The following is a 19,276-nucleotide window of genomic DNA, read 5'->3' on the forward strand; positions in this document are numbered from 1 at the left end:
TGTCTCCATGACGACGGACGCATCCGACGAGTGGAAGCGGTGGCACGAGCAGCGCATCGCGGCGGTGTCGGCGCCCTACGGGCCCCTCGCGCTGACCGGCACGTACTGGCCGGCGGACTATCCGGACGGGCAACTTCCGGACATCCCCGGGAACTGGGCGGCGGACGGCGACGCGGTACTGCTGACGGCCACCGGGGCGGACGGGCTCACCGTGGACGGGCGGCCCCTCGACGGCGAGGTACGGCTCACGGCGGACCCGGGGCCGGCGAGCGCGGCCCGGGTGGCCTGCGGCGAGCGCCGGATCGTCGTCCTCCTGCGCGAGGGCGCCTGGGGTGTGCGCGACTTCGACCCGGCCGCCGAGGCGCGCCGGGCGTTCCGGGGCATCGCGGCCACGCCCTACGACCCGCGCTGGTCGGTGCCGGGGCGCTTCACGCCGTACGACACGGGGCTGCGCAGTGTGCGGGTGCCGAACGCGGACGGGCGGGAGCGCGGACTCGGTCTCGGCGGTGAGCTGGCCTTCACTCTGGAGGGGCGGCACCTGACGCTCCAGGTGAGCGTGGAGGCGGACGGCTCGCTGTGGGCCGTCTTCGCCGACGCCACCAGCGGGAGCACCAGTTACCGCTTCCGGTTCCTGCGCCCGGCCGCGCCGGACGCCGAGGGCCGTACGGTCGTCGACCTCAACCGCGCGCTGCTGCCGCCGTGCGCCTTCGCCGACCACTTCGTCTGCCCCTTCCCGCCGCCGGGGAACACCCTGGACGTCCGCATCGAGGCGGGGGAGCGCGAACTGCGCTGAGCTCCGCCGGGGGTTGGTGAAGGTCGTTGGAGGGCCTCCCGGAGGCCGTACAAAGGCCGCACAAAGGTCGTTCAAAGATTGACGGCCGAAAGGCACTCTTGCGCCGACCGGTCGTTCGGCCGAATACTCCAACCTCAGCGCTTGTCAGGGGCACGACGCACCCGGAACCCGGGCGTCCATCCCTGACTGCGCCTCACGGGCCCCCACCCCACAAGAGGGCCCCCGACTTCCTTTGTGGAGGAACGAAAAGTGAGGATCAAGCGCACCACCCCCCGCAGCGGCATCACGAGACGGACCCGGCTGATCGCCGTATCCTCCGGCCTCGTGGCCGCGGCCGCTCTCGCGATCCCCAGCGCGAACGCCGCACCCACTCCGGCCACCTTCAGCGCCGCCGAGCTCAACAGCGCCAGCGGCGCGGTGCTTCAGGCCGACGTCCCGGGCACCGCCTGGGCCGTCGACGGCAAGACCGGCCGGGTGCTTGTCACGATCGACAGCACGGTCTCCCAGGCCGAGATCGCGAAGATCAAGGAGCAGGCCGGCGACAAGGCCGGCGCGCTCACGATCAAGCGCACCCCCGGCACGTTCAACAAGCTCATCCAGGGCGGCGACGCCATCTACGCGAGCAGCTGGCGCTGCTCCCTCGGCTTCAACGTCCGCAGCAGCAACGGCACCGAGTACTTCCTGACCGCCGGTCACTGCACCGACGGCGCGGGCACCTGGTACTCGAACTCCGGGCGCACCTCGGTCATCGGCTCGACGGCCGGCTCCAGCTTCCCGGGCAACGACTACGGCATCGTGCGGTACTCCGGCTCCGTCAGCCGGCCCGGCACCGCGAACGGCGTGGACATCACCCGTGCGGCCACCCCGAGCGTGGGCACCACCGTCATCCGTGACGGTTCCACCACCGGCACCCACAGCGGCCGGGTCACCGCCCTGAACGCCACCGTCAACTACGGCGGCGGCGACGTCGTCGGCGGGCTGATCCAGACCAACGTCTGCGCCGAGCCCGGCGACTCCGGCGGCTCGCTCTACGGCAGCAACGGCACCGCGTACGGTCTCACCTCCGGCGGCAGCGGCAACTGCCGCACCGGCGGTACGACGTTCTTCCAGCCGGTCACGGAGGCCCTGAGCGCCTACGGCGTCAGCGTCTACTAGTCCGTCGGTCCGTACACCGAAGCGCAGCCGGCAGCACGACGAGCCCCCGCACACCGACCGGTGTGCGGGGGCTCCCCTTTGTCCCCCTTTCGTCCTCCCCCTTTGCGGGGGCCGGCGCCGCCACCGCGTGTAGACGCACACTCGGAGGCCGCGACGCAAGGGGCGAATTCAAGACATGGCCAGACCTTGTCGCCCGGTTCCCGGTTACTCGCTCGTAGCGTTTGCTGGAGTGTTGGCCGCGCGAATCCTGCTGGAAGGGACATGAATGGTGAAGGGCGTGTGTGCGCGCTGAAGTTGTCGTGCGCACGTCCTGAAGTCGACCTTGTGTGCCCCCTGTGGGGGTTGGAAGAGTGAGCGCTCGTCAACCAGCCTTCCGGCCCGTGAGGTCCCCACAATCTCCCGGGCCGACCCCCCACAGGAGGACGTGAGTTGAAGCACCGACGCATACCCAGGCGGCGCGCCGCAGTCGTAGGTGCGGGTATCACCGCACTGATCGCCGCGGGAGTCACCTTCCAGAGTGCGAACGCCAGCGAGGCCCCGCAGGCCTCCGCCCCCGAGACCCTGTCGGTCACGGCGGCCGGAAAGCTCGCCTCCACGCTGCTCGGCGACCTCGGCACCGACGCGGCGGGTACGTACTACGACGCGCAGGCGAAGAGCCTCGTCGTCAACGTGCTCGACGAAGCCGCCGCGCAGACCGTCGAGGAGGCCGGCGCCGAGGCGAGAGTCGTCGAGAACTCGCTCGCCGAGCTGAAGAGCGCCCGCACCACCCTCACCGAGGACGCCACCATCCCGGGCACCTCCTGGGCGACCGACCCGACCACCAACAAGGTCGTCGTCACCGCCGACCGCACGGTCTCCAAGGCCGAGTGGGCCAGGCTGACCAAGGTGGTCGACGGGCTCGGTGCCAAGGCCGAGCTCAAGCGGACCAAGGGCGAGTACAAGCCCTTCATCGCGGGCGGCGACGCCATCACCGACGGCAGCGGCCGCTGCTCGCTCGGCTTCAACGTGACCAAGGGCGGGGAGCCGCACTTCCTGACCGCCGGTCACTGCACCGAGTCCATCACCAGCTGGCAGGACTCCTCCGGCACCCAGCTCGGCGACAACGTGACGTCCAGCTTCCCGGACAACGACTACGGCCTGGTCAAGTACACCGGCCAGGTGGACCACCCGAGCGAGGTCAACCTCTACAACGGCTCCTCGCAGGCCATCTCGGGCGCGGCCGACGCCACCGTCGGCATGGAGGTGACCCGCAGCGGCTCCACCACCCAGGTGCACTCCGGCACGGTCACCGGCCTGGACGCCACCGTGAACTACGGCGGCGGCGACATCGTCAACGGCCTGATCCAGACCGACGTCTGCGCGGAGCCCGGTGACAGCGGCGGCTCGCTCTTCTCGGGTGACAAGGCCGTCGGCCTCACCTCCGGCGGCAGCGGCGACTGCACCTCGGGCGGCGAGACCTTCTTCCAGCCGGTGACGGAGGCCCTGTCGGCCACCGGTACGCAGATCGGCTGAGCGCACCCACATCGCAAGCTGAAGTCCCGTCCCGCGCGAGGGGCGGGACTTCCGCGTGCTCGCGTGCGTACGGCGGTCCGGCCGGCCCCGCGGGTCAGCCTGCCTGCGTCGGCAGCTCCGCCTCCTGCCGCATGCGGCGCAGTCCGGCCGCCAGGATCGTGATCACCGTCCCCGCGACCGCCCACGCCCACAGCACCAGCAGGGAGACGGTCGTGTCGTTGCCCTTGAAGTAGGCGATCGAGCGGGCCGCCCAGGTGCCCGCGCCCGGTGGCAGCCACGGGCCGATCTCCTTCCAGAACGGCGGCAGCATCGGCAGCGGGAAGGCGCCGCCCGCGCTCGGGTTGCCCGCGATCACCACCAGCAGGATCGCCAGCCCGATGCCGACGATCCCGAAGACGCCCTGGAGGGCGAGCGTGGCGGCGCCCACCGCGAAGGTGATCAGCGCGCCGAGCCCCCACAGGTCCACCACGCTGCCGGGCAGCGCGCCCAGGATCGGCCCGATGATCACCGCGCCGCCGAGTCCGCCGGCGATCGACACCAGGGCCATCACGATCAGCCGGATCGCCGCGCGACGCGGGTTGGCGGGCCGGGCGCCGGTGCTGATCGCCAGGATCGAGGCGCACAGATAGCCGCCCACGCACCAGCCCACCACCAGGTAGAAGGACGACAGCCCGTCGAAGTCCTGGGGCGAGGCCGGCGCCACGTCGACGGTCCGCACCGTGCGGCCCTCGGCCTTCTCCACCTTGGCGGCCAGGCCCTCCAGGGTGGTGGCGAGGACGGTTCCGCCGCCGGAGGCGACCAGCAGGGTGTCGGTGCGGCCGGAGGGGTCGACGACCAGGGCGCCGTCGATCTCCCGGTTCATGATCTGCTTCCGGGCGCTCGCCGCGTCGGCCACCGTGCGCGGATCCAGCGGCGACCCGGGCAGCCGCTCCAGCCTGCCCACCGTCTGCTCGGCGGCCGCCGTGGGCGCGACCACCCCGAAGGGCACGTCCTTCGGCTTCGGGTCGTGCAGCGCCCCCACGTAGGAGGCGATGAACAGCAGCTGGAGCGCGATCACGCCGAGCACGAGCAGGGTGGCCCGCGGGGTGACGGCGTCCTTCACCTCACTGAGGAAGGAGCCGCTGCGACGGTCGGTGACCGGGGTGTGCGACATGTCCCCCACGGTCCGGGGCGACGGGCGTTTGCGCAGGTGGGACGGGGCCGAACGGATGTCGCACACACATTCGAAAATTGGTCTATGGTGGGGGTGAGGTAGTTGGGAACAGGCGTTCGATAAGCGCGTCGGGTTCATGAGATCGGGAGGTGCGTGTGCCGGGTTTCACGCATCTGCACACCGTCTCCGGGTTCTCCGCCCGCTACGGAGCCTCCCACCCGGAGCGGCTGGCCGAGCGCGCCGCCGAGCGGGGCATGGACGCCCTCGCCCTCACCGACCGCGACACCCTCGCGGGCACGGTCCGCTTCGCCAAGGCCTGCGCGAAGGCGGGCATCCGTCCGCTGTTCGGCGCCGAGCTGGCGGTGGCCGCCCCCGAGCCCGAAGCGGACCGCACGGAGACCTCCGTACGCCGGGACCGGCGCCGCGTCCCCGTGCGTGGAGGCGCCTTCGTCGACGAGTCGGCCCCGCGGGTGACCTTCCTCGCCCGGGACGGCGGACGCGGCTGGGCCGACCTGTGCCGGCTGGTGTCCGCCGCCCACACCGCGCCGGACACGCCCCTGCTCTCCTGGGCCGACAACCGCGCCGACGGCCTGACCGTCCTGCTCGGCCCCGACTCCGACGTCGGCCGCGCCCTCGCCGCCGGCCGTCCCGACCGCGCGGCGCGGCTCCTGGCCCCCTGGCGGGAGGTCTACGGCGACGCCCTGCGGCTGGAGGCCGTCTGGCACGGCCGTGAAGGGACCGGCCCCGGCTCCCTGCGCCTGGCCGCCCGCACCGTCGGCTTCGCCGCCGAGCAGGGCATCCGGCCGGTGCTCGCCAACGCCGTCCGTTACGCGGACCCCGGCCAGGGCCCGGTCGCCGACGTGCTGGACGCCGCCCGCCGCCTGGTCCCGATCGACGCCACCAAGGAACTGGACTCCGGCGAGGCCTGGCTCAAGGACGCGGATGCCATGCGGCACGCCGCCGAGCGGATCGTCGAGTCCGCGGGCTTCCGGCGCGAGGTGGCCCACCGCCTGCTGGAGCAGACGCGGGCGACGGCCGCCGAGTGCCTGGTCGACCCGGAGGACGACCTCGGCATGGGCGCCGTCCACTTCCCCGAACCGCACCTCGTGGGCGCCGGCCGCCGCACCGCCCAGCGCGCGCTCGCCTCCCGGGCGGCGGCGGGCATGGTGCGGCGCGGCTACGACCGTTCCTCCGGCGCGCGGCACTACTGGGAGCGGATGCACCACGAGCTGGACATCATCGCCCACCACGGCTTCGCCTCGTACTTCCTCACCGTCGCCCAGGTCGTGGACGACGTGCGGGAGATGGGCATCCGGGTCGCGGCGCGCGGCTCCGGCGCGGGCTCGCTCGTCAACCACCTCCTCGGCATCGCGCACGCCGACCCGGTCGAGCACGGGCTGCTGATGGAACGCTTCCTGTCCAGGGAGCGGGTGGTCCTGCCCGACATCGACATCGACGTGGAGTCCGCCCGCCGCCTGGAGGTCTACCGGGCGATCATCGGCAGGTTCGGCACCGAGCGGGTGGCCACGGTCGCCATGCCGGAGACGTACCGGGTGCGCCACGCCATCCGCGACGTCGGCGCCGCGCTGTCCATGGACCCGGCCGAGATCGACCGCGTCGCCAAGTCCTTCCCGCACATCCGCGCCCGCGACGCCCGCGCGGCCCTGGAGGAGCTGCCCGAACTCAAGGAACTGGCGGGGGAATCCCGGCGGGAAGGAGGGGGGCGGTACGGCAGGCTCTGGGAGCTGGTGGAGGGCCTCGACGCCCTCCCGCGCGGCGTCGCCATGCACCCCTGCGGAGTGCTCCTCTCGGACGCCTCCCTGCTCTCCCGTACGCCGGTCATGCCGACCAGCGGCGAGGGCTTCCCCATGGCGCAGTTCGACAAGGACGACGTCGAGGACCTCGGGCTGCTCAAGCTGGACGTGCTCGGCGTGCGGATGCAGTCGGCCATGGCGCACGCGGTCGCCGAGGTGAAGCGGGCGTCGGGCACCGAGGTCGACCTGGACTCGGTGCCGGACGGCGATCCGGCGACGTACCGGATGATCCGCTCCGCCGAGACGCTGGGCTGCTTCCAGATCGAGTCGCCGGGGCAGCGGGACCTGGTCGGGAGGCTCCAGCCGGCCACCTTCCACGATCTCGTCGTCGACATCTCGCTCTTCCGGCCCGGTCCGGTCGCCGCCGACATGGTGCGGCCGTTCATCGAGGCCCGGCACGGGCGGGCACCGGTGCGCTACCCGCACGACGATCTGTCGGAGCCCCTGAGAGGCACGTACGGGGTCGTCGTCTTCCACGAGCAGGTCATCGACATCGTGGACATCATGACCGGCTGCGGACGCGGCGAGGCGGACCGGGTGCGGCGCGGGCTGTCCGACCCGGAGTCGCAAGGGCGGATCAAGGTGTGGTTCGCGCAGCACGCGACGGCGAACGGTTATGACGCGGAAACGATTCAGCGGACCTGGGAGATCGTCGAGGCCTTCGGCTCGTACGGCTTCTGCAAGGCGCACGCGGTCGCCTTCGCCGTGCCGACGTACCAGTCGGCGTGGCTGAAGGCCCATCACCCGGCCGCCTTCTACGCCGGTCTGCTCACGCACGACCCCGGCATGTATCCCAAGCGGCTGCTGCTGGCGGACGCGCGGCGGCGCGGGGTGCCGATCCTGCCGTTGGACGTGAACAAGTCGGGGGCCGCACACAGGATCGAACTGGTGTCTGAATCCCCGCGTCGGGCGAAGGTGTGGGGCCTCCGTCTCGCCCTCCTGGACGTGCACGGCATCAGCGAGGCCGAGGCGGCGCGGATCGCCGAGGGGCAGCCGTACGCCTCCCTGCTCGACTTCTGGGAACGCGCCCGCCCCAGCAGGCCGCTGGCCGGACGGCTCGCCCAGGTCGGCGCGCTGGACGCGTTCGGCGCCAACCGCCGCGACCTGCAACTGCACCTGACCGAGCTGCACCGCGGCGCCCGCGCCGGACGCGGCGACCAGCTCCCCCTGTCCGGCGGACGCAGGACCGCCCCCGCCGGGCTGCCCGACCTCACCTCGGCGGAGAAGCTCAGCGCCGAGCTGGGCGTGCTCTCCATGGACGCCTCGCGCAACCTGATGGACGACCACCGCACCTTCCTGAACGAGCTGGGCGTCATGTCGGCCAAGCGGCTGCGCGAGGCCCGGCACGGGGAGACGGTGCTGGTCGCGGGCGCCAAGGCGGCGACCCAGACGCCGCCGATCCGCTCCGGCCGCCGGGTCATCTTCTCCACCCTCGACGACGGGACCGGCCTGGTCGACCTCGCCTTCTTCGACGACTCGCACGACGCCTGCGCGCACACCGTCTTCCACTCCTGGCTGTTGCTGGTGCGGGGGGTGGTGCAGCGGCGCGGCCCGCGCAGCCTCAGCGTGGTGGGCTCCGCCGCCTGGAACCTCGCCGACCTGCTGGAGGTGCGCCGGGAGGAGGGGCTGGAGGGCGTCGCGGCCCGGCTGGCCGGTACGGGCGGAAGCCGGGGCGGCGATCCCGAGGACGGGCCGACGCGCAGACGCCTCGCCGGTTCGGACGGGCAGCCGGCACCGGCGGGTTCCGCGGCCCAGGACCCGATGGAGCAACGGCGCATCCGCATGCCCACGGGGTACGAGATGCATCCATGGGCCGATCTGCGCCCCGCGGGCGAAGGGCCCGCGGTGGGAAGGAAGTTGTGGCACCAGAGTCCGGGGAGTGCGGGATGACCATTCTCTGCGTACGTTTCCAGCTGCCGCCGATGTACGAGGCGGCCCTGCCCCGGCTGCTGGGGCTGTTGGAGGAGTTCACGCCGGTCGTCGAGGCGCTGCCGCCGGACGGGGCGCTGGCCGATCTGCGGGGCGCCGAGCGGTACTTCGGGCGCGACGCCGTGGAACTGGCCTCGGTGATCCGCGTCCGCGCCCTCGCGCTGTACGGCGTGGACTGCGTGATCGGCGCCGGACCGAGCCCGATGCCGGCCCGCATGGCGCTGCGGGACGCCCGGCCCGGGCTGACCCGCGCGGTACCGGAGGGGGCGGTGGCGGAGTTCCTCGCCGGGAAGCCCGTCGCCGCGCTGCCCGGCGTCGGCACCGCGACCGCCCGGACGCTGTGCGAGTACGGCCTCGACACCCTCGGCCGGGTCGCCGCCGCGCCCCTGTCCACACTCCAGCGCCTGGTCGGCGCGAAAACCGGCCGTGAGCTGCACGAGAAGGCGAACGGGGTCGACCGCGGCCGGGTCGTTCCCAACGGCGTCTCCCGCTCACTGGCCGCCGACCGCCCCTTCGACCGCGACGAACTGGACCCCGACCGGCACCGCCGTGCCCTGCTCTCGGCCACCGAGGAACTGGGCGCCCGGCTGCGCGCCGTGGACAAGGTGTGCCGCTCCCTCACCCTCACCGTGCGCTACGCCGACCGCTCCGCCACGACCCGCGGCCGCACCCTGAAGGAGCCGACCGCGCACTCGGCGGCGCTGACGCGGGCCGCGTACGACATGTACGAGGCACTCGGCCTCCAGCGTGCCCGGGTCCGCTCGCTCGCCCTGCGCGCCGAGGGTCTGGCCTCCGCCGAGCAGGCCTGCCACCAGCTCACCTTCGACCCCGTGGACGAGAAGGTCCGCCGGATCGAGGAGGTCGCGGACCGCGCGCGGGCGAAGTTCGGGCCGAGGGCGGTGATGCCGGGGTCGCTGGCGGCGTGAGGCCCCCGTGGGTCAGTTGGCCCACGGGGGAGTGATCCGGGTGCCGTCGGCCAGTTCCGCCTCCAGGCCGACGGACGTGGTGACCCAGGACGTCGCGGTCCGGTCGGTGGGGTTCTCGACGGCGAGGGTCGCCCCCGGGTTGATGATCACCGTGTCGCCCGCGGCGACGCGCTCGGTCCGGCCGTCCAGGGTGATCAGCAGTTCGCCGGCGAGCAGGTGGAAGATCTCCTCCCGGTTGACGGTGTGCGCGGGCGCCTTCGTGCCCGCCGGGATCTCGCCCCGCCAGGCGCACAGCTCCTTGCTGCCGCTGCGCGGGGGTGGCGTACGAGATGTAGACACGCAACGAATGACTTCGGCTGACTTCGATGGACTTCGACCCGCGAGGCGCACGGCGCGCCGAGCGGAGCCTGTCCGGTCTGAGCCGCCGGACAGGCCCCGCGTTCCCCCGTGTCCTGGGTCAGCCGCTGTGCCGGCCCCCGGCCGCGGCCCGCCGGCGGACCGACGCGAACAGCACGGCCGCGCCGACTGCCAGGGCGGCGGCGCCACCGACGGCGACGTAGGGCGTGGTGCCGTCGCCGCCGGTCTCGGCGAGGTTCTCGGTGCCCGCGCCGGCGGCCTTGACCTGGTTGGGCTCGCCACCGGCGGCCGGCGTCGAGGCGTCCTCCGGGGCCCCGCCGGACGTCTCGTCCGACGTCTCGTCCGGGGCGGCCGGGTCCGTCGGGTCCGTCGGGTCCGTCGTCGTCCCGGCGTCCTGGTCGCCGTGGCCGTTGTGCTCGATCGTCGACTTGTCGGCCGCGGCCGCGATCTGCTCCTCGGACGGAGCGGAGGCGGCCGGGGCCGGGGCGGCACCGCCCGCGGAGTCGACGCTCCCGGCGGCGCCGTTGTCGCCGCCGAAGGAGATGTCGGAGCAGGAGTAGAACGCCTCCGGGCTGTCCGAACGCTGCCACACCGCGTACAGCAGGTGCTTGCCGGAACGCTCGGGGAGGGCCCCGGAGAAGGTGTAGAAACCGCCGGAGGCGGCCGGGTCGGTGACCGTGGCGACCGGTGCGGACAGGTCCAGGTCGCCCCAGCCCAGCGGCCCCGCCGGGTCGTAACCGGGCTTGGTGATGTACACCTTGAAGGTGCCCTTGTGCGGGGCCGTCACGCGGTACTTGAAGGTGTACGAGCCGCTGCTCACACTGGTCGCGGGCCAGTCGGCGCGGGCCAGGTCCATCCCCTTGAAGGCCGGGGCGTTGGCGCTGCACAGCTTGCCGTCCGGGATCAGCTCCTGGTGCTTCCCGGCGGCGTTGCCGATGCGGATGCCGTTCCAGTCGTAGAGCGCCTGCGTTCCGCCCGCCGCGACCGCCGCCTTGCACGCGTCCGACTTCGGGCTCTCCGGGCCCTCGGCGTGACACTGCGACACCCTGCTGACCGGGTCGCCCATCGAACCGTGCGCAGCCGCGGGAGCGGCGGCAAGCGTGGTCAGGGCGAGCGGGGCGAGGCCGGCGACGGCGACGGCGGCGACCTTGCGGGACGCGGACGGTGCGGGCATGGGGAACTCCTCGAACGGTCACTGGGGACGTGGGACTTGGGCCGTGAACCCGTGGGGGTGATCAGCAAACTAGCCCCAAGAAACCGTGGAATCGCCTGCTGGCGACGGGTGATGGAGATCCTTATGGTCGCGTTAAGGGAGTGCTCAGGCTGCGCTGAGGTAGCTACCGTTCGAGCCATGGCAGAAGAGCGGATCCGGCCGGCGACGGCCGCCGACCTACCGGCGGTGAAGGCGGTCACCGAAGCCGCCTACCGCCCCTGCGTCGAGCGCATCGGAGTGGTGCCGCAGCCGATGGAGGCCGATCACGCGGCGAACGTGGCCGCGGGGAAGGTGTTCGTCGCGGAAGCCGCGGGCGAGCCCGCAGCGGGCCACGCGGGCCACGCGGGCCACGCGGGCCACGCGGGCCCAGTGGGTCCAGTGGGCCTGGTGGTCCTGGAGGCGTTCCCCGACCACCTCTTCCTCGACAGCGTCGCCGTCCACCCCGACGCGCACGGCAGGGGCGTGGGGCGGCGGCTGCTGCGGTTCGTGGAGGCACACGCGCGTGCGCTGGGCCTGCCCGAGGTCAGGCTCTACACGAACGCGTTGATGTGGGAGAACCAGGAGATCTACCCGAAGTACGGGTACGAGGTCGTGGAACGCCGAGTGGACGGGCCCTACGACCGCGTCCACTACCGTAAGCGGCTGCTGTGACGCGTCTCATGACGTGACCGGCCCGGTCAGTTGTCCGGCCACCACGTGCGCGCGATGTCCTTGCGGACCTCCGGGCGTCCCGAGGGGCGCTCGTCGGGCTCCTCACGGACTCGGCGGGCGTCGGTCTTCTTCAGGGGCTTCTGCACGGTCAGACGGCGCATGGCTGCCTCCTTACGGATCCACCGGGTTCCGCGTTCTCACGGAGGTAGACCCTTTCCCCGAGACTTACTCATCGATGCACGCCTGTCAGTGGCGGTTGTCACGATCCGGTGTCCCGGATCCGTTGTCAGTGGCGGGTGTCACTCTTGGCGGCATGGCGAACCGCAGTGACGAGACGACCGCGTCGAGTATCGACTGGGACGCGGAGGCCGCCACCTTCGACGACGAACCGGACCACGGTCTGCGCGACGCGGGCGCGCGCCGGGCGTGGGCGGTCCGGCTGGCGTCCTGGTTGCCCGCGCGGCCCGGCGACGTCCTCGACCTGGGCTGCGGCACCGGCACCCTGTCGCTCCTCGCGGCCGAACAGGGACACCGCGTCACCGGCGTCGACCTGTCCCCGGCCATGGTGGCGCGGGCGAGGGCCAAACTCGCCGGCCGTGACGCGGTGTTCATCACCGGTGACGCGGCGGCACCGCCGGTGGGTGGACAGCGCTTCGACGCCGTGCTGGTCCGGCACGTGCTGTGGACGTTGCCCGACCCCGGCCGGGCGCTGCGGCACTGGCGGGAGTTGCTCCGTCCCGGAGGGCGCCTGGTCCTGGTCGAGGGCGTGTGGGGGAGCGTCGCCCCGGTCGGCATGGCTGCCGACCGGCTCGCCTCCCTCCTCGCCCCGCTCGCCGGCGAGACGCGCGTGGAACGGCTGTCGGACGACCCGTCGCTGTGGGGGAGGGAGGTGGCGGACGAGCGGTACGCGGTGGTCGTGATACCGGAGTGAGGACAGGCCCTAGTCCAGCAGGTTCGTGAATCCGCTCCCGCGGGCCAGCCGCTCCAGTTCGTCCAGTGCGGCCACGGCGGCGGCCGCGGCCGCGGGGTCCCGCTCCGCCAGGCCGCTCTCGGCGAACTCGTCCTCGTCCAGCCGCAGTACGTCCGTGCCGTCCGCGGAGCGCCAGAGGTCCAGGTCGAGGTCCTCCACGACCAGCTCCGTGCCGGTCAGTACGGCGGGGCGGGTGATGTCGCAGTACCAGCCCTTGAGCAGGCCGGCCGCCGTCCGGACCTCTTTCACCGAGTACCACCGGTCGCGCCAGTAGTACTCGGTGAAGACGTCACCCGCCTCGAAGCGCACGAAGCCGAAGTCGCGGATGCCGGCACCGGCCCAGGGGGCGCGGACCGCCAGGCGGGTGCCGTCGTCGTGCAGCAACTCGCCCGCGTACCGGATCTTCGTACGGCCCGCCTTGACCAGGACGACGTCCACCCCGGTCGGCGAGTCAGCCGAGTTCGCGGACATGGCGCACCTCCGTTCCGCAGACCTCGTACCCGAGCCACTTGTTGATGGCGAGCATCGGAGCGTTGTCGGTGTCGTTTCCGGTGAGCGCCTCCGTGTAGCCGGCGGCGCGGGCCCGGTGCAGGGCGTCGGTCTTGGCGAGCTTGGCGAGACCCCGGCCGCGGTGGGCGCGGACCGTGCCGGTCATCGCGGTCGCATAGCGGGTGCCACCGTCGGTGTAGGCGACGCTGAAGGCGACGGGGCGGCCGTCGACGACCGCGACCGTGGTCAGTTCACGGTTCAGGAGCGGGTGCCGCCAGGTCTCCGCGAGCCAGGCCTCGTAGTCCGTGAACTCGATGTCGACGTCGCTCGGTTCGTCCGCCAGCGTCTCCGCGTCCAGCTCGAACACCGGGCGGGGATCGTCGGCGAAGACGGCGGCGGTGCGCAGTTCGACGCCCGGGGAAGGGGACGGCAGGGGCGGGAGCGTGCCGTTAGCCAGGTCGAAGCGGAGGAAGTGGGCGGAGCGCCGACGTTCGTAGCCGTGCCGCTCGGCGAAAGCCAGGTTGGCGGGCTCGTCCAGCACCCAGGCGAACAGCTTCGTCGCCCCCTCGGTGGCGAGGTACTCCTCGGCCGTGCGCACCAGCAGCCCGCCGGCACCGCGCCGGAGCCGGTCCGGGTGGACGTAGATGTTGAGGTACGCCTGACCGGGTTCCGGGCTGTCGTGCACCAGCCCGACCTGGGCCGTGCCGATCATCTCCCCGTTCTCCTCCGCGACGAGGGACCGGCTCCGGGCGTCCGGGTGGGTGTGCAGGAGATGGTGGACGACGGCCTCGGGCGTCCACAGGATGAACGGCAGGGCGACATGGCGGACACGGGCGAAGGCCGCGGCGTCGGCCGGATCGTCGGGACGCAGGTCGCGCACGAGAACGGTCATGTGAGCGCACGCTACGGCGGACGGGCGGTCGGGTGCCTCTCATTTTCCCGGGGATGCGGGACAATCGCCGCGTGACTCTGAAGATCCACATCGACGACGGTGCCCCGCCCTACGAGCAGGTGCGCGCGCAGATCTCCGAACAGGCGCGGTCGGGGGCGCTGCCGGTCGGGTACCGGCTGCCGACCGTGCGCGGGCTGGCGGAGTCCCTGGGGCTCGCCGCGAACACGGTCGCCAAGGCGTACCGGGCGTTGGAGGGGGACGGGGTGATCGAGACGCGGGGGCGCAACGGGACGTTCGTCGCTGCCGCGGGCTCGGCGGCGGAGCGGGAGGTGGCGTCCGCCGCGCAGGAGTATGCGTCGCGGGCGCGGCGGCTCGGTATCGCGGAGGGGGATGCGGAGGCCGCGGTGCGGGATGCCCTGCGGGTGGCCTACGGGGGGTGAGCGCCGTTCTGGCGGGGGCCTGTTCTTGTCCGCGGGTGCGTCGCGTCGTGGCTCGTCGCGCAGTTCCCCGCGCTCTAGGCCCTGTCGTCAGACTCCCGTCTGCCTCGCGACGCCATCACGCACTCTCGCCGCACGGGGCCCTGACCCAAGTACATCCAGTACGAGGGTCAGGGTGCCGCGCGCCGAGAGCACGCACCTGACGCCGCGAGGCCCGCCCTCCGGGCGGACGACGGGAGTCTGACGACAGGGCCTAGGGGGTTCGAGTGACCGTGAGTCCAGAAGTACGGGCCAGTCTGGCGAAAGTCTGCGCGTCGCTCACCGCTGCCGCGTTCGGGTCGTTGTTGAAGTACGCGTAGACGTCGTGGTCGTCCGGCCAGGTGTTCGCGATGCGGTCGACCCATGTCGCCAGGGACCGGCGGCCGTAGTGCGGCCAGGGTGCGGCTCGCCCCTGGTGGAAGCGGACGTAGCCCCAGTCGGTGGTGCGCCACAGCGGGGCGACCGGGCGGGCCCGGACGTCGGCCCAGCACAGTGCGGCGCCCCGCGCCGTGAGTACGTCCCGCACCCCGGGTGTCCACCAGGACTCGTGCCGGGGTTCCACCGCGACCCGGATGCCGGGCGGGAAGCAGGCGAGGCAGGCATCCAGGAGGGCCGCGTCGCCGCGCAGGGTCGGCGGGAGTTGCAGCAGGACCGGGCCGAGGCGGTCGCCCAGACCGGCCGCGTGGGTCATCAGGCGGTCGACCGGCTCCTCGGGGTCCCGCAGCCGCTTGATGTGGGTGAGGTAGCGGCTCGCCTTCACCGCGGCCACGAAGTCCGCCGGCACCCGGCCCCGCCACGCCTTGAAGGTCTCCCGCGACGGCAGCCGGTAGAACGCGTTGTTGATCTCGACCGTCGCGAAGCCGGCCGCGTACCGCTCCAGCCACAGCCGGACGGGCAGGCCGGGCGGGTACAGGACGTCCCGCCAGTCCCGGTACTGCCAGCCCGACGTGCCGACGAACAGGGTCATACCCCCATCAAAACACCCGACCGCCCCCGCTACAGGTACAGTCCGGCCTCCGTGCCGTCCCGCGGCTCCGGGAGCGAGGCCGGCGAGGTGCCCCGGCGGAGCGCGTACAGCTCGGCCAGCGTCGCGCCCTGGCGGCTCACCCCCTCCTCGGTGCCGAGCCAGTCCACCGCCTCCCGGCGGGTCAGCGGGCCGATCTCGATGCGGGCCAGGCAGCGGCCGGGGCGGACGACGGCGGGGTGGAGGCGTTCCAGGTCCTCGTTGGTGGTGACGCCGACCAGGACGTTGCGGCCCTGGCCGAGCAGCCCGTCCGTGAGGTTCAGCAGGCGGGACAGCGCCTGGCCCGCCGTGTGCTTGGCCTCGCCCCGGATCAGTTCGTCGCAGTCCTCCAGCAACAGCAGCCGCCAGCGGCCCTTGCCCGCCGAGTCCTCCTCGCCGATGGCGATGTCCATCAGGTAGCCCACGTCGGAGAAGAGGCGCTCGGGGTCGAGGACGCAGTCCACCTGGCACCAGTCCCGCCAGGACCGGGCGAGCGTGCGCAGCGCCGACGTCTTGCCGGTGCCGGGCGGCCCGTGCAGGAGCAGCAGCCGGCCCGCGATGTCCTCGGGGGTCGTCTTCATCAGGCCGTCCATGGCGTCCGCGACCGGAGCCGTGTAGTTGACCCGGACCTCGTCCCAGGTGCCCGCGGAGATCTGCCGGGTGGTGCGGTGCGGGCCGCGCCGCGGGGAGACGTACCAGAAGCCCATCGCCACGTTCTCCGGCTGTGGCTCGGGCTCGTCCGCCGCGCCGTCCGTCGCGTCGCCGAGCACCTTCTCGGCCAGGTCGGCGCTGGTCGCCGTCACCGTGACGTCGGCGCCCCGGTTCCAGCGCGAGATCAGCAGCGTCCAGCCGTCGCCCTCCGCCAGCGTCGCGCTGCGGTCGTCGTCGCGGGCGATCCGCAGCACGCGCGCGCCGGGTGGCAGCAGCGTCGCACCGGACCGTACGCGGTCGATGTTCGCCGCGTGCGAGTACGGCTGCTCGCCGGTGGCGAAACGGCCGAGGAACAGCGCGTCGACGACATCGGACGGGGAGTCGCTGTCGTCGACGTTGAGCCGGATCGGCAGGGCCTCGTGCGGGTTCACGGACATGCCGCCATGATCCGGCACACGGCCGCCGCGTGCACCCGGTTTCCCTGGCACACGCGGCAAGGACGGCACACGGCGGGCGGGGACTGGGCGGCCGACGGTAGGGCGGGCCGGTGGTTCAGGCACCGGCCCCCGACACCCGCCCCCGCACCCGCCGTGTCCTGCGGAGAACGGCGTACCCCTTGGTGAGGGCCCGGTCCCGGGCGAAGGTACGGGCGATCGCGCGGCCCTCGACCAACCGGGCGAACTCGTCGGGCCCCGTGCTCCTGCGTACGGTGACCCGGCGCAGGGCGTACGGCCCCTGGGCGCGGCGCGCCAGGCCGTTGCCGACGGCGAGCGCCTGCGCGTACCCCGTCTCGCGCACCGCCCGCCGCACCCGGCGGTCGGAGTACCCGTAGGGGTAGGCGAACGAGGCCGGTACGGAGCCCAGTTGGTCGGCGACGATCTCCTTGCAGTGGATCAGCTCGTACCGCAACCGCTGCTCGCCGAGTTGGTCGAGCTGTGGGTGGGTGTGGCTGTGCCCGCCGATCTCCACGCCGCCGGCGGCCAGTTCGCGGACCTGCTCCCAGTCGAGCATGGTGTCCGGGGCGCCCCCGGTGTCGTACGGGCCGCGCAGCCAGCCGGTCGTGACGAAGGCAGTGGCCGGGAAGCCGTGCTCGGCGAGGGCGGGCAGGGCGTGCCGGTGCACCCCCTCGTAGCCGTCGTCGAAGGTGATGAGGACGGGCCGTTTCGGCAGCGGCCGGCCGGAGCGCCACGCGGCGGCCAGCTCCGCGGTGCCGATCGGGGTGATGCCCCGGTCGGCGATCGCCGCCATCTGCCCGGCGAACGCCTCCGGGGTCACCGACAGGACGCGGGTCGCGTCGTCCGGGTCGGCCGCGACCGCGTGGTACATGAGGATCGGCACGCGCGCGTCGTACTCCTCGCGCTCCTCAGCCATGCGCGCCCCCCTCGACCGGCGCCACGGAGAACGTCGCCCCGCCGCGCCGTGCCCGTACGCTCCCCACCACGTAGCCGCCCGCCGCCGTGAGCACCCCGGCGACGATCGCGCCCGCCCGTCCCGCGCCGCCCGGCCGGGCCAGCACGGCGTCGCGCAGCCCGCGCACCACACCGGCCGGCAGGACCCGGGTGGCGTACCGGCGTTCGGACTCCAGCCCCTTGCCGGCGCCGACGCTGCGCGCCACCAGGGCCTTGGACAGGCCCTCGGCGTAGGTGCGGGTGCGGAAGTAGCCGAAGTGCTCGCGCACCTCGGGCACCCGGTGGTGGACCACCGCCCGGTCGTCGATCAGCAGCACCGCGTCGGGCCGGGCGCGGGTGAGCCGGATGCACAGCTCCGTCTCCTCGCAGCCCAGCGGACGCTTGTCGCCGTCGCGTCCGATGCCGGTGGCGAAGCCGCCCGCCGCGTCGAACGCCTCGCGCCGGAAGGAGGCGTTGCCGCCCAGCACGTTGCGCACCCGGACCCGGCCGGGCGGCAGGCCCCGGTACGTGCAGCCCACCACCCAGTCGAACTCCTCCGGAAACCATCCGGGACGGCGCCCCGACGCCCAGATCGGCACCGTGCGCCCGCCGACGGCGACGACCGCCGGGTCGGCGTACCCCTCGGCGAAGTGCCCCAGCCAGTCGCGCTCGGCCACGGCGTCGTCGTCGAGGAAGGCGATCACCTCCCCGCGTGAGGCGGCGATGCCGGTGTTGCGTCCGGCGGACAGGCCGCGGGGGCCCGCGTTGGCGAGCACCCGCACGTCCCGTGTCTCCTTGTACTCCTTCAGCAGCCGGTTCCGGAGCGCTTCGTTGTGGTCGACGACCAGCAGCGTCTCCCGGGCCGGGTGGGACTGCACCCGCACCGAGGAGACCGCCGCGAGGATGTCCTCCCAGCGGTCCTCGGTGTAGACGCAGATCACGACGGAGATCGTGAGGGGAGCGCCGGTACCGCTCAAGACGCCTTCCTTCGGACCGGGACGACCGGGACGACCGGGACGACCGGGGTGACGGGGGTGGCGGGGGTGGCGGAGCCGACCGAGGCGAGCGTCGGCGCGTGCGTACGGCTGCGCAGCGCGCGCCGGTTGGAGCGCTCGTCGAGGATGACTCTGAGCACCCGCAGCCCGTCCCGCACGGCACGCAGGTTGCTGACGCCGTGGATGCGCAGGTACTCGTGGCTGGGTATCTCCTGAACCTTCAGGCCGGCCTTGACGACCCGGATGTTCATCAGGGTCTCGACCTCGAAGCCGGTGCAGTCGAGGTCGATCTTGTCCAGGCAGTGCCGCCAGAAGGCGTTGTAGCCGTAGCAGAGGTCGGTGTAGCGGGCGCCGAACTTCCGGTTGACCACCGCGCACAGCGCGCGGTTGCCGAGCTTGCGGATGAAAGTCATGTCGTCGGTGCCGCCGCCGTTGGCGAAGCGGGAGCCCTTGGCGAAGTCGGCGCCGGAGACGAGCGCGGACACGTAGGACACGATCTCCTGGCCGTCGGCCGAACCGTCGGCGTCGACCATCACGATGATGTCGCCGGTGCACGCCTTGAAGCCGGTGATCAGCGCGTCCCCCTTGCCCTTGCCGCGCTGCTCGACGACCTTGACGTCCGGCCACAGCTCCCGGGCGACCTCGACGGTGTTGTCGGTGGAGTTGCCGTCCACGACGACGACCTCGTGGACCCAGTCGGGCAGTGTCTTGAAGACGTAGGGGAGGTTCTCCGCCTCGTTCATGGCGGGTATCACCACGCTCACCGGCGGAGCAATCGCCAGGTGCGAGGAGACGGGCCGGTACTTCTCGGCCGGTGACGGATCGGATGTCTGACCGGACGACGGATCGTTGCCCGTCGACGCCGGCTGCAGGACTGAGCTCATGAGTCTGTTCCCTCTCGTCCGGCGG

The 19,276-nt window shown here is 72.8% G+C and carries 19 protein-coding genes; 8 read left to right on the forward strand and 11 right to left on the reverse strand.

All coding sequences use genetic code 11. The features are described 5' to 3' along the window. The first annotated feature begins 7 nt into the window (after positions 1–7). From ACIQ1J_RS17960 to ACIQ1J_RS17970, 3 genes are all read left to right on the forward strand, one after another. Positions 8–793, forward strand: coding sequence for a DUF1684 domain-containing protein (locus tag ACIQ1J_RS17960; RefSeq protein ID WP_403557687.1), 786 nt, complete (start codon positions 8–10; stop codon positions 791–793). Positions 794–1,042: 249 nt separating this feature from the next. Continuing rightward, on the forward strand, positions 1,043–1,948 hold the full coding sequence (locus ACIQ1J_RS17965) for a S1 family peptidase (RefSeq protein WP_403557689.1): 906 nt from the start codon (positions 1,043–1,045) through the stop codon (positions 1,946–1,948). A 429-nt stretch (positions 1,949–2,377) separates the two neighbouring features. Beyond that, positions 2,378–3,460 carry a S1 family peptidase gene (locus tag ACIQ1J_RS17970; RefSeq protein ID WP_403557691.1) on the forward strand — a complete coding sequence of 361 codons (1,083 nt, stop codon included), beginning with the start codon at positions 2,378–2,380 and terminating at the stop codon, positions 3,458–3,460. Between the two features lie 94 nt (positions 3,461–3,554). On the opposite strand, the gene ACIQ1J_RS17975 is transcribed toward ACIQ1J_RS17970, so the two are convergent. Continuing rightward, entirely contained in the window at positions 3,555–4,613 is a 1,059-nt protein-coding gene (locus ACIQ1J_RS17975; RefSeq protein WP_403557693.1) for a DUF3533 domain-containing protein, read from the reverse strand. Between the two features lie 155 nt (positions 4,614–4,768). Here ACIQ1J_RS17975 and ACIQ1J_RS17980 point away from each other — a divergent pair, with 155 nt between their 5' ends. Both ACIQ1J_RS17980 and ACIQ1J_RS17985 read left to right on the forward strand, forming a co-directional pair. Beyond that, entirely contained in the window at positions 4,769–8,317 is a 3,549-nt protein-coding gene (locus tag ACIQ1J_RS17980) for a DNA polymerase III subunit alpha (RefSeq protein ID WP_403557695.1), read from the forward strand. Next, entirely contained in the window at positions 8,314–9,282 is a 969-nt protein-coding gene (locus tag ACIQ1J_RS17985) for a DNA polymerase thumb domain-containing protein (protein WP_210961822.1), read from the forward strand. The genes ACIQ1J_RS17980 and ACIQ1J_RS17985 overlap by 4 nt, the downstream gene beginning before the upstream one ends. 12 nt (positions 9,283–9,294) lie before the next feature. On the opposite strand, the gene ACIQ1J_RS17990 is transcribed toward ACIQ1J_RS17985, so the two are convergent. Then, positions 9,295–9,630, reverse strand: a complete 336-nt coding sequence (locus tag ACIQ1J_RS17990) for a cupin domain-containing protein (RefSeq protein WP_403558219.1) — start codon at positions 9,628–9,630, stop codon at positions 9,295–9,297. 109 nt (positions 9,631–9,739) lie between these two features. After that, positions 9,740–10,813, reverse strand: a complete 1,074-nt coding sequence (locus ACIQ1J_RS17995) for a lytic polysaccharide monooxygenase (RefSeq protein WP_403557698.1) — start codon at positions 10,811–10,813, stop codon at positions 9,740–9,742. 177 nt (positions 10,814–10,990) lie between these two features. Between ACIQ1J_RS17995 and ACIQ1J_RS18000 the strand changes: the two genes are divergently transcribed. After that, positions 10,991–11,503: a GNAT family N-acetyltransferase gene (locus ACIQ1J_RS18000; RefSeq protein ID WP_403557700.1), complete on the forward strand. Its 513-nt coding sequence runs from the start codon at positions 10,991–10,993 to the stop codon at positions 11,501–11,503. A gap of 26 nt (positions 11,504–11,529) precedes the next feature. On the opposite strand, the gene ACIQ1J_RS18005 is transcribed toward ACIQ1J_RS18000, so the two are convergent. Next, on the reverse strand, positions 11,530–11,664 hold the full coding sequence (locus ACIQ1J_RS18005) for a hypothetical protein (RefSeq protein WP_282107485.1): 135 nt from the start codon (positions 11,662–11,664) through the stop codon (positions 11,530–11,532). Positions 11,665–11,816: 152 nt separating this feature from the next. Between ACIQ1J_RS18005 and ACIQ1J_RS18010 the strand changes: the two genes are divergently transcribed. Further along, the gene (locus tag ACIQ1J_RS18010) at positions 11,817–12,434 is read left to right on the forward strand and encodes a class I SAM-dependent methyltransferase (protein ID WP_403557703.1); all 618 of its coding nucleotides are present in this window, start codon (positions 11,817–11,819) and stop codon (positions 12,432–12,434) included. A 9-nt stretch (positions 12,435–12,443) separates the two neighbouring features. On the opposite strand, the gene ACIQ1J_RS18015 is transcribed toward ACIQ1J_RS18010, so the two are convergent. After that, a complete protein-coding gene (locus ACIQ1J_RS18015) occupies positions 12,444–12,944 on the reverse strand; it encodes a DUF402 domain-containing protein (protein WP_403557705.1) in 501 nt (166 codons plus the stop codon). After that, positions 12,925–13,854 carry a GNAT family N-acetyltransferase gene (locus tag ACIQ1J_RS18020; RefSeq protein ID WP_403557707.1) on the reverse strand — a complete coding sequence of 310 codons (930 nt, stop codon included), beginning with the start codon at positions 13,852–13,854 and terminating at the stop codon, positions 12,925–12,927. The genes ACIQ1J_RS18015 and ACIQ1J_RS18020 overlap by 20 nt, the downstream gene beginning before the upstream one ends. Before the next feature lie 71 nt (positions 13,855–13,925). Between ACIQ1J_RS18020 and ACIQ1J_RS18025 the strand changes: the two genes are divergently transcribed. Continuing rightward, positions 13,926–14,294 carry a GntR family transcriptional regulator gene (locus tag ACIQ1J_RS18025; RefSeq protein ID WP_403557709.1) on the forward strand — a complete coding sequence of 123 codons (369 nt, stop codon included), beginning with the start codon at positions 13,926–13,928 and terminating at the stop codon, positions 14,292–14,294. Positions 14,295–14,544: 250 nt separating this feature from the next. On the opposite strand, the gene ACIQ1J_RS18030 is transcribed toward ACIQ1J_RS18025, so the two are convergent. The 5 genes from ACIQ1J_RS18030 to ACIQ1J_RS18050 all read right to left on the reverse strand — a co-directional run bounded on the left by ACIQ1J_RS18030 (position 14,545) and on the right by ACIQ1J_RS18050 (position 19,251). After that, positions 14,545–15,297 carry a DUF72 domain-containing protein gene (locus ACIQ1J_RS18030; RefSeq protein WP_403557711.1) on the reverse strand — a complete coding sequence of 251 codons (753 nt, stop codon included), beginning with the start codon at positions 15,295–15,297 and terminating at the stop codon, positions 14,545–14,547. Between the two features lie 29 nt (positions 15,298–15,326). Next, a complete protein-coding gene (locus ACIQ1J_RS18035) occupies positions 15,327–16,421 on the reverse strand; it encodes a DUF5925 domain-containing protein (RefSeq protein WP_210961815.1) in 1,095 nt (364 codons plus the stop codon). Positions 16,422–16,536: 115 nt separating this feature from the next. Further along, on the reverse strand, positions 16,537–17,355 hold the full coding sequence (locus tag ACIQ1J_RS18040) for a polysaccharide deacetylase family protein (protein WP_403557714.1): 819 nt from the start codon (positions 17,353–17,355) through the stop codon (positions 16,537–16,539). After that, the gene (locus ACIQ1J_RS18045; RefSeq protein WP_403557716.1) at positions 17,348–18,349 is read right to left on the reverse strand and encodes a glycosyltransferase family 2 protein; all 1,002 of its coding nucleotides are present in this window, start codon (positions 18,347–18,349) and stop codon (positions 17,348–17,350) included. The genes ACIQ1J_RS18040 and ACIQ1J_RS18045 overlap by 8 nt, the downstream gene beginning before the upstream one ends. Then, positions 18,346–19,251 (reverse strand): glycosyltransferase family 2 protein, encoded by a 906-nt coding sequence (locus tag ACIQ1J_RS18050; RefSeq protein WP_403557718.1) that lies wholly within the window; start codon positions 19,249–19,251, stop codon positions 18,346–18,348. Before ACIQ1J_RS18050 ends, ACIQ1J_RS18045 begins: the two co-directional genes overlap by 4 nt. Positions 19,252–19,276: the final 25 nt, after the last annotated feature.

It is taken from the genome of Streptomyces sp. NPDC097107 (assembly GCF_044762405.1).
In the GTDB taxonomy this organism is placed as follows: Bacteria; Actinomycetota; Actinomycetes; order Streptomycetales; family Streptomycetaceae; genus Streptomyces; species Streptomyces thinghirensis.